2 protein-coding genes are annotated in these 10,269 nt (G+C 67.7%); both read left to right on the forward strand.

Annotated features, from left to right (window positions below):
* Nucleotides 1-132: 132 nt before the first annotated feature.
* On the forward strand, nt 133-5,088 hold the full coding sequence (locus ACZ4S3_RS12680) for a type I polyketide synthase (protein WP_467931600.1): 4,956 nt from the start codon (nt 133-135) through the stop codon (nt 5,086-5,088).
* A 39-nt stretch (nt 5,089-5,127) separates the two neighbouring features.
* The gene (locus ACZ4S3_RS12685) at nt 5,128-10,266 is read left to right on the forward strand and encodes an SDR family NAD(P)-dependent oxidoreductase (RefSeq protein ID WP_467931415.1); all 5,139 of its coding nucleotides are present in this window, start codon (nt 5,128-5,130) and stop codon (nt 10,264-10,266) included.
* The last annotated feature ends 3 nt before the right edge of the window (nt 10,267-10,269 follow it).

Consider the following 10,269-nt stretch of genomic DNA (forward strand, 5'->3'; position numbering starts at 1 on the left):
CAACCCTCCAGAGCAATACACCTAGGGCGGGCCAGTTGGCTACGGCATGTAGCGCTTCTTCGCTCAGCCCTCCTTGGGGCGGAACTTCACTCTTAGGGGCAAACAGGGGTTGGTGTCACTTTTTCGCACTGGATAACGTCCCGGGCAAGGTGCGTCGCAGAGTCGGCGCCGTCTCGACCCGGGGTGGCATTGGTGGGAAACCAGGAGAAGCTTCTTGACTACCTCAAGCGCGCGACCGCAGACCTGCGTGCCGCCCGCAAACGCGTAGCAGAGCTCGAGTACCGCGACCAGGAGCCGATTGCCGTCGTGGCGATGGCGTGCCGTTATCCGGGTGGGGTGAGTTCGCCCGAGGGGTTGTGGCGGTTGGTCGAGGAAGGTGTGGATGCGGTTTCCCGCTTTCCGGAGGACCGTGGTTGGGACGTGGAGGGAATCTACGACCCCGAGCCCGGAAAACGAGGGAAATCGAATACCCGAGAGGGGGGATTTCTCTATGAGGCGGGGGAGTTCGATGCGCAGCTCTTCGGGATCAGTCCGCGTGAGGCTCGGGAGATGGACCCCCAGCAGCGGTTGTTGCTCGAGGTGTCGTGGGAGGCCGTGGAGCGGGCAGGGATTGATCCGACGTCGCTGAAAGGCAGTTCGACGGGTGTGTTCGCCGGGGTGATGCATCACGACTACCCCGGTGCTGGCAGCGGGGGAAGTCTCGCCTCGGGCCGCGTTGCGTACACACTCGGCCTCGAAGGGCCTGCGGTGACGGTGGATACTGCTTGCTCCTCGTCGCTGATTGCTCTGCACATGGCCCTTCAGGCCCTGAGGGCGGGGGAGTGTTCGCTTGCGATCGCGAGCGGCGCGACTGTGATGTCCACGCCCGAAATGTTTATCTACTTCAGTGAGCAATCCGGCTTGGCTACGGATGGCCGATGTAGGTCGTTTGATGCTGCAGCCAATGGTTTCGGCTGCTCGGAAGGCGTCGGAGTTCTGCTCCTGGAGCGTTTGTCGGATGCGCGGCGCCGTGGCCACCCGGTCTTGGCCATGGTGCGTGGGAGCGCGGTCAATCAGGACGGTGCGAGCAATGGTTTGAGTGCGCCGAACGGGCCGTCACAGCAGCGGGTGATCGAGCAGGCGTTGGCGAATGCGGGTTTGACGGCCGCTGATGTAGATGCCGTAGAAGCGCATGGCGCGGGGACGACACTGGGCGATCCGATCGAGGCGCAAGCATTGTTGGCAACGTACGGCCGGGATCGGGGGGAACCATTGTGGCTAGGTTCGGTGAAGTCGAACCTTGGGCATACACAGGCGGCTGCGGGCATGGCGGGCGTCATCAAGATGGTGCAGGCAATCCGCCACGGTGTGCTGCCCAAGACGCTGCACGTGGACGAGCCGACGCCGCACGTGGATTGGGAGGCAGGTAACGTCCGGCTGCTGACTGAGAACCGTGCCTGGCCGGAGAGTGGGGGGCCACGTCGCGCGGGTGTCTCTTCATTCGGATTCAGCGGGACGAATGCGCACGTGATTCTGGAGGAAGCCCCGCCCCTGGGCGCAGAGCCTGTTGAACGGTGGGAATTGCCAGTGGCGCCGGTTGTCGTATCAGCCGGTTCGCCTGAGGCGCTGGAAGCGCAGGTGCAGCAGGTCGGTGTGCCGACTGCGGGTGTGAACGCATTGGACGTGGCGTTTTCTGCGGCGACGGGGCGTGCTGCGTTGGAGTACCGGGCGGTGCGGGTCGGGGCGGAGACGGTGGTGGGTTCGGTGGCCGAGGGTGGGCTGGCGTTTCTGTTTACCGGGCAGGGGAGTCAGTGGGTGGGGATGGGCCGGGGGTTGTATGCGGCTTTTCCTGTTTTCGCGGCGGCCTTTGATGAGGTGTGCGTGCTGTTGGATCCGGTGGTGCGTGAGGTGATGTGGGGTGATGGGGAGCGTTTGGGGCGTACGGAGTTTACGCAGCCGGCGATTTTTGCTGTGGAAGTGGCGTTGTTCCGTCTGCTGGAGTCGTGGGGGCTGAGGCCGGATTTTGTGGCGGGGCATTCGTTCGGTGAGGTGGCGGCGGCTCATGTGGCGGGGGTGTTCTCGTTGGGGGATGCGGCCCGGTTGGTGTCGGCGCGGGGGCGGTTGATGGGGGAGTTGCCGTCGGGTGGGGCGATGGTGGCGGTGCAGGCGACGGAGGAGGAGGTTGCTCCGTTCTTGGACGGGGAGGTGGCAATCGCTGCGGTCAACGGTCCTTCTTCGGTGGTGGTCTCGGGCGCCGAGGACGCGGTGGCGGCGGTTGCTCGGCGCTTTGCTGAGCGCCGGCAGATCCGGTTGAAGGTCTCGCATGCGTCTCATTCGCCGTTGATGGAGCCGATGCTGGAGGAGTTCCGCCGGGTCGCGGAGGGGATCACGTATCGGCAGCCAGGGATTCGTATGCCCAAGGACGTGGCCTCAGCCGGCTATTGGGTGCGGCATGTGCGTGAGGCGGTGCGCTTCGCCGACGATGTCGGACGGCTTCGGGACGCTGGTGTGACGCGGTTCTTGGAGGTCGGGCCGGACAGTGTGCTGACGGCCATGGTCCGGGAGATGGTTCCGCAGGCCACGGCGGCGGCGACGCTGAGGCGGGACCGTACCGAGGCGGAGGGGCTGTTCGCCGGGGTCGGTCAGCTGTGGACTGTGGGAGTGCCGGTCGAGTGGAACGCTGTTTTCGAGGGGCGTGGGGCCCGGCGTGTCGATCTGCCCACCTATCCCTTCCAGCGCAAGCGGTACTGGATGACACCGGAGGCGAGCCTGAGGACGGCCGGGCTGATGCCGGTGGAGCACCCACTGCTGGAGGCGGAAGTCGAGCTTCCAGACACTGGGGGCTCGGTGTTCACCGGGACGATTTCCCTCGACTCCCAGCCCTGGCTCGTCGATCACGAGATCTTGGGCGCAGTATTCGTACCGGGGGAGGTGTTCCTGGAACTGGCCCTGTTCGCCGCCGAATGGACGGGCCGAGGCGGGGTCGAGGAACTGGATCTCCATGTACCCCTCGTCGCCGCCGGCGCCGACGACATCATGAGGTTGCGTCTGACGGTCACCGAGGCGGGGGCGGTCAGCGTGTATGCGCGCGGTGGCGATCAGGCCCCCTGGGTGAAGCACGCCTCGGGCGTGCTGTCCTCCGAGGCCGGTGGGCTCTCGTGGCTGCGCGATGAAGAGTCTTACGCCGGCCTGCTCGACGCCGCCGCGCAGGCCGGACGACACGGCACCGACGGTGAGACGCTCGCTCACAGATGGCGCGGAGCCTCGGTAGGCGTCGATCAGGACGGACGGCCCGTACTGTCGGTGAAGTCCGTCGAGACGCGCGCGATCTCCACGCAGGAAGTAGGGGCGAACAGCGGAGGCCGCGAGTCGCTGTTCCACGTCGAATGGGTGGCTTCGCCGGCGCCCGCAGGACCCGAGTCCGGTGGTCGCGAGGTCTACGAGTGCCCACCGACGGACGCTGCCTCGCCAGAAGGCTTCCGTGCCACCGCCCGGCAGGCGCTCTCCGCCATTCAGCAGTGGCTGGCCTCTGAGCAGGCCGCGTCCTCCAGGCTTGTGGTCGTGACGCGCGGTGTGATCGAGGGCAGCGACCTCGGGCATGCGGCGGTGTGGGGATTGGTGCGGGCGGCGGAGGCCGAGTACCCCGGCCGCTTCACCCTGGTGGACCTGGCCGCCGACGGCGAACTGCCCAAAGAGGCGTTGTGTCTCGATGAGTCCGAGATCGCTGTCCGCAATGGCGAGATCCGGGTACCGAGGTTGGCCCGCGTCCCCGCGACGGACGAGCGTGCCCACTCGTGGAACACGGATGGAACCTTCCTGATCACCGGTGGAACGAGCGGACTCGGTGCCCTGGTCGCCCGGCACTTGGCTGCGAAGCACGGAGTGCGGAGCCTGCTGCTGGTCAGCCGCCGGGGAACGGACACGCCAGGCGTAGCCGAACTGGTCGAGGAATTGCTCGGGTTGGGTGCCGAAGCGGAAGTAGTGGCATGCGACGTCACCGACCGGGAGGCCTTGGCCTCGCTGTTGTCCCGACGGCCCGTGACGGGGGTTGTGCACGCGGCCGCGGTGCTGGACGACGCGTTGATGGGGGCGTTGACGCCAGAACGGCTGGACGCGGTCATGAAACCTAAGGTGGACGCCGCCTGGTATCTGCACGAGCTCACCCGCGAGCACGGCCTCTCGGCGTTCGTGCTCTTCTCGTCCGTCATGGGCACGCTCGGCGGCGCCGCGTTGGGTAATTACGCCGCGGCGAACTCCTGGTTGGACGCGCTCGCCCGGCATCGCGTCGCCCACGGGCTTCCCGCGCTGTCCCTGGGATGGGGACCCTGGATCCAGGTCGGGGGCATGGCCGACCGGATGGACGAAACCGAGTTGCTGCGGATCCGACGCTCGGGAATGGTGCCCCTGTCCCCGGAGGCGGGGCTGGCGCTGCTGGACGCCGCGACCCTGCCGGGGCGACCCCCTCTGACGCTCCCGGTTCGATTCGATCCGGCGGCAATGCGCGCACAGGCCGAGGCGGGAACTCTCCCCACCATCTTCGGAGCTCTTGCGCGTATCCGGCCCCGTCGGGAGGCGGCAGGCAGGGCTTCGTTGGAGCGACGGCTGAGCGGGCTTGGCGAGGCTGAACGTGACCGGTTCCTTGTCGACCTGGTGCGCGGCCATGTCGCGCGATACCTGGGACACAGCAGCGTCGAGGCGGTGCCGCCGGAGTGCCCGCTGAGCGAACTCGGCCTCAACTCACTAGGTGCCGTGGAGCTGCGCAACGCGCTCAACGCCGAGTCTGGCCTGCCGCTGCCCGCGACCCTGGTCTTCGACCACCCGACCTCCCTTGCCATCGCTCAGCTGCTGCGCGACAGGCTGTGGCCGACGGAGGCCGATCCGGCCAAGCCGCTACTGGCCGAACTGAGTCGGCTGGAGGACGCCCTGGCGAGGCTGGGGCCGGAGGGCGAGGCTCATGCCAAGGTCACGGACCGGCTTGAGGCGGCATTGCGGCGGGCGCGCGATGCCCGGAGCCGGGTGTCCGCGGGTGGTGAGCCGGACGGCTGCCTGTCCACCGCCTCCGACGACGAGTTGTTCAAGGCGCTGGACAAGGAACTGGGACTGTCCTGACGGACTCCGTCCGAAGACTCAGCGACACTCACGGATGGATTGACTTCGATGTCGAAAAGCTCGTACGACGACCGCCTGCGCGAGTATCTACGCCTTGCCACCGGCGAGTTGCAGCAGACCCGGCGCCGTCTGCGTGAGGTGGAGGACCGGCATCGGGAGCCGGTCGCGATCGTGGGAATGGCGTGCCGTTTTGCACATGGTGTGGACTCGCCCGAGGGGCTGTGGGAGCTGGTAGCCAACGGCCAGTACACATTGGGCGGCCTTCCCGCTGACCGGGGCTGGGATGTGGAGCGACTGTACGACCCAGACGCTGCCGGCGAGAAGAACACCACCTACGTGAAGGAAGGCGCGTTTCTGGACGGTGCAGCGGATTTTGATCCGGGGTTCTTCGGGATCAGCCCGAACGAGGCCGTAGCCATGGATCCGCAGCAGCGACTGCTGCTGGAGATTTCTTGGGAGGCGCTTGAGCGGGCCCAGATCGATCCACTGTCGCTGAAGGGGAGCACAACCGGCGTGTTCGCCGGGCTGGTGTACCACGACTACCCGGGCAGCAGCGTGACGGGGGCACTGCTCTCGGGTCGTGTGGCCTACACGCTGGGTCTTGAGGGCCCGGCGTTGACAGTCGACACCGCCTGCTCGTCGTCACTGGTCGCCCTGGACTTGGCGGTCAAGGCACTGCGTAGTGGGGAGTGTTCACTGGCGCTGGCCGGCGGGGTCACGGTCATGTCGACGCCGATCACGCTCGTAGAGTTCAGTAGGCAGCGGGTCCTGGCACCCGACGGGCGGTGCAAGGCGTTCGCCGCGGCAGCCGACGGCACCGGGTGGGGTGAGGGCGCCGGCATGCTGGTGGTGGAGCGCCTGTCGGACGCGCGGCGCAACGGACATCAGGTGTTGGCGGTGGTACGGGGGAGTGCGACCAACCAAGACGGTGCGAGCAATGGACTTACTGCTCCTCACGGACCGTCGCAGGAGCGGGTGATCGCGCAGGCGCTGGCGAATGCAGGCTTGTCGTTCGCCGATGTGGATGTAGTCGAGGCGCATGGCACGGGCACGATGCTGGGGGATCCGATCGAAGCTCAGGCGCTGCTGGCGACCTATGGGCAGGATCGGGACGAGCCGTTGTGGTTGGGAACGGTGAAGTCGAACATCGGGCACACCCAGGCGGCTGCGGGTGTGGCGGGTGTGATCAAGATGGTGCAGGCGATGCGGCACGGCGTCATGCCGAAGACGTTGCACGTGAACGAGCCCACACCGAAGGTGGATTGGGAGGCCGGTAATGTCCGGCTGCTCACCGAGGAGCGGGAGTGGTCGAGCAACGGACGTCCGCGTCGTGCGGGCGTCACCTCGTTCGGGATGAGTGGCACCAATGCTCACGTCATCATCGAGGAAGCCCCACTGACCGATGAAGTGCCAGTCGAGCGACGCGAGTTGACGACGACACCGTTGGTGGTGTCAGCCAGGTCGGCTGAGGCGCTGAAGGCGCAGCTCGAACGGATCCGCTCGGTCGGCCGGGACGAGTTGGACGTGGCGTTTTCTGCGGCGACGGGGCGTGCTGCGTTGGAGTACCGGGCGGTGCGGGTCGGGGCGGAGACGGTGGTGGGTTCGGTGGCCGAGGGTGGGCTGGCGTTTCTGTTTACCGGGCAGGGGAGTCAGTGGGTGGGGATGGGCCGGGGGTTGTATGCGGCTTTTCCTGTTTTCGCGGCGGCCTTTGATGAGGTGTGCGTGCTGTTGGATCCGGTGGTGCGTGAGGTGATGTGGGGTGATGGGGAGCGTTTGGGGCGTACGGAGTTTACGCAGCCGGCGATTTTTGCTGTGGAAGTGGCGTTGTTCCGTCTGCTGGAGTCGTGGGGGCTGAGGCCGGATTTTGTGGCGGGGCATTCGTTCGGTGAGGTGGCGGCGGCTCATGTGGCGGGGGTGTTCTCGTTGGGGGATGCGGCCCGGTTGGTGTCGGCGCGGGGGCGGTTGATGGGGGAGTTGCCGTCGGGTGGGGCGATGGTGGCGGTGCAGGCGACGGAGGGGGAGGTTGCTCCGTTCTTGGACGGGGAGGTGGCAATCGCTGCGGTCAACGGTCCTTCTTCGGTGGTGGTTTCGGGCGCCGAGGACGCGGTGGCGGCGGTGGTGGGGCGGTTTGCTGAGCGCAGGACGAGCCGACTGGCGGCCTCGCATGCGTTTCATTCGCCGTTGATGGACCCGATGCTGGAGGAGTTCCGCCGGGTCGCGGAGGGGATCACGTTCCAGAATCCGGCTATGAGTCTGCCCAAGGACGTGGCTTCGGCGGAGTACTGGGTGCGGCAGGTGCGAGAGACGGTGCGCTTCGCCGACGACGTCCGCCGGCTTCGGGACGCTGGTGTGACGCGGTTCTTGGAGGTCGGGCCGGACAGTGTGCTGACCGCGATGGTGCAACAGGTGGCAGACGGAGCGGTTGCGGCGGCCGCGCTGCGGCGGGACCGCACTGAGCTAGAGAGTCTGTTCTCCGGGGTCGCCCGGTTGTGGACTGCGGGAGTTCCGGTCGAGTGGAACGCCGTTTTCGACGGGCGTGGGGCCCGGCGTGTCGATCTGCCCACCTACCCCTTCCAACGCAAGCGGTACTGGATGACGCCGGATGCGAGCCCGGAATCGGCCGGGCTTGAGACGTTCGATCACCCGCTACTGGACGCCGCGGTGGCAGTCGCGGGGGCAGACCGGACCGTGCTGACCGGGCGACTGTCGGCTGGGTCGCAGCCCTGGCTCGCCGAGCACGTTGTCGCCGGCACATTGCTCTTCCCTGGCGCGGGCTTCGTCGAGTTGGCGGTGCGTGCGGGCGACGAGGTGGGATACGGCCGGGTCGAGGAGCTGACCATCGACGTCCCGTTGGTGCTCACCGAGCGTGAGACCAAGGCCCTTCAGGTCGTCATTGGGCCGGACGACGGGTCCGGCCGTCGACCGATCGAGGTGTATTCGCGCGGCGAGAAAGAGCTTCCTCATGCCTGGACCCGTCACGCCGGTGGAAGGCTGGCACCGGGTACCGGCAGCGGGGCGATGGAGACGACTCGATGGCCGCCAGTTGGAGCGGAGCCCGTGGAGGTGACAGGCCTGTATGAGGGCCTGGCGGAAGCCGGCTTGGAGTACGGGCCGATGTTCCAGGGCCTGAAGGCTGGTTGGCGGCGTGGCGACGAGCTGTTTGCCGAGGTTGAACTGCCTGAGGCGGCGGGCCGATTCGGGCTCCACCCGGCACTCTTGGACGCGGCCCTGCACACAGTCCCGTTACTGCGGCCCAAAGACCACCGTGTCCTTCTGCCGTTCTCTTGGACTGGCGTGGAACTGCACGCCACCGGCGCGTCCGCTCTCCGCGTGCGTGTGGCGCCTGCGGGCCGAGACCAAGTGACCTTGGAAGCCGTGGATGACATGAATCAACCCGTCGTCTCGGTCGATTCCTTGTCCCTGCGTCAGGTGCCAGTCCAGCCGCTCCTGCGCGTCGACTCGCTGTTCGAGGTGGAATGGACGCTGGCGCTCTCGGTCGGCGACACGGTCGACGATGTGCGGGTGTGGCGGGCAGGGGGAGGCGACGTGCTGTCCACGCTGCACGCTCTTCTGGAGGCCGTCCAGTCCGGGTCCGGCACGCTGGCCGTCGTGACGCGGGGCGCGGTGTCGGTGGCCGGGGAGGACGTGGTTGACCTGGCCGGTGCGGCGGCGTGGGGCCTGGTCCGCAGTGCCCAGTCGGAGGATCCGGGACGGTTCGTCCTGGTCGATGTGTCTGGTGCGGAGGACGAGGCGGACATCGGCCTCGCCCTGGCATCGGGGGCGCCGCAGGTGGCGATCCGGGGCGGAAAGGCCTATGTACCGCGGTTGAGGCCCGCGTCGGCGGCGGAGCGCGCGTCGTCGTCGAGCTTCGGCGAAGCGGTGCTGATCACCGGTGCTTCGGGTGTGCTGGGCGGACTGGTCGCGCGTCATCTGGTGGCCAAGCACGGGGTGCAGCGACTACTCCTGACCAGCCGCCGGGGCCCAGAGGCGCCGGGCGCGGCGGAGCTGGTGAGGGAACTGACGGCGATGGGGGCCGAGGTCGAGGTTGCAGCCTGTGATGTCGCCGATCGCGAGGCGCTGGCGGGACTGCTCGCCGGACGCTCGTTCACCGGTGTCGTGCATGCGGCCGGCGTGCTGGACGACGGGGTGATCTCCTCGTTGACCCCAGAACGCCTGGAGCGGGTCGTGGCGCCCAAGGCTCTGGCCGCCCTGCATCTGCACGAGCTGACGCGCGACATGGGTCTGAGCGCGTTCGTGCTGTTCTCCTCGGCTGCCGGGATGATCGGTTCGCCGGGGCAGGGGAACTATGCAGCGGCCAACGCCTTCCTGGACGGGCTGGCCGCACATCGGCACGCCAACGGCCTGTCGGCCCAGTCCCTGGCCTGGGGGCTGTGGGCGACCGACTCCGGCATGGCCGGGGACCTGGCCGCCCGTGACCGGCAGCGGATCGACCGTGCGGGCATGGTGGGGCTGTCGCCCGGGCAAGGGCTAGAACTCTTCGATGCGGCGTGCGCGCGGGCCACGCCTGTCCTGGTACCGATGAGGGTGAATGCCGGGATGCTGAACGCGACCGAGGTGCCTCCGATGCTTCGCGGTTTGGTCCGCAGCGGCCCTGCGAGGCGTGTCGTGGCGGCGGAGCACGAGAGCGGGGCGGCTGAGTTGCGGCAGCGGCTGTCGGTGCTGTCCGCGGACGAGCAGTATGAGGGGCTGCTCAACCTCGTGCGTACTCATGCGGCGGCCGTGCTGGGACATGCGGAACCGGAGGTCATCGAACCGGAGCGGGCCTTTGGCGACCTGGGGTTCGACTCGTTGGGAGCGGTCGAGTTCCGCAACTCCCTCCAGGGCGCCACAGGGCTCCGGCTGCCGCCCACTGTGGTCTACGACTACCCCAATGCTCGGGGGCTGGCCGAGCACCTTGGCACGGAACTGGCGCCCGCACGTGGCGACGGCGGCACGGGATCCGATGAGGATAGGGTCCGCCACCTGCTCCAATCCATCCCGCTCACCAGGTTGCACGACGCGGGCCTGATGGACGCCCTGCTCGAACTCGCCGGTGTCGCCCCTGCCACCGCCGAGCCCGCGCTGAAACAGGACTCGATCGACGCGATGGACACAGAGGACCTCATCAACATGGCGCTCCGGGGCACCGACCCGGGCGACGCGACGCGAGAAGCCTGAGGG

Source organism: Streptomyces sp. NPDC028368 (assembly GCF_055565615.1).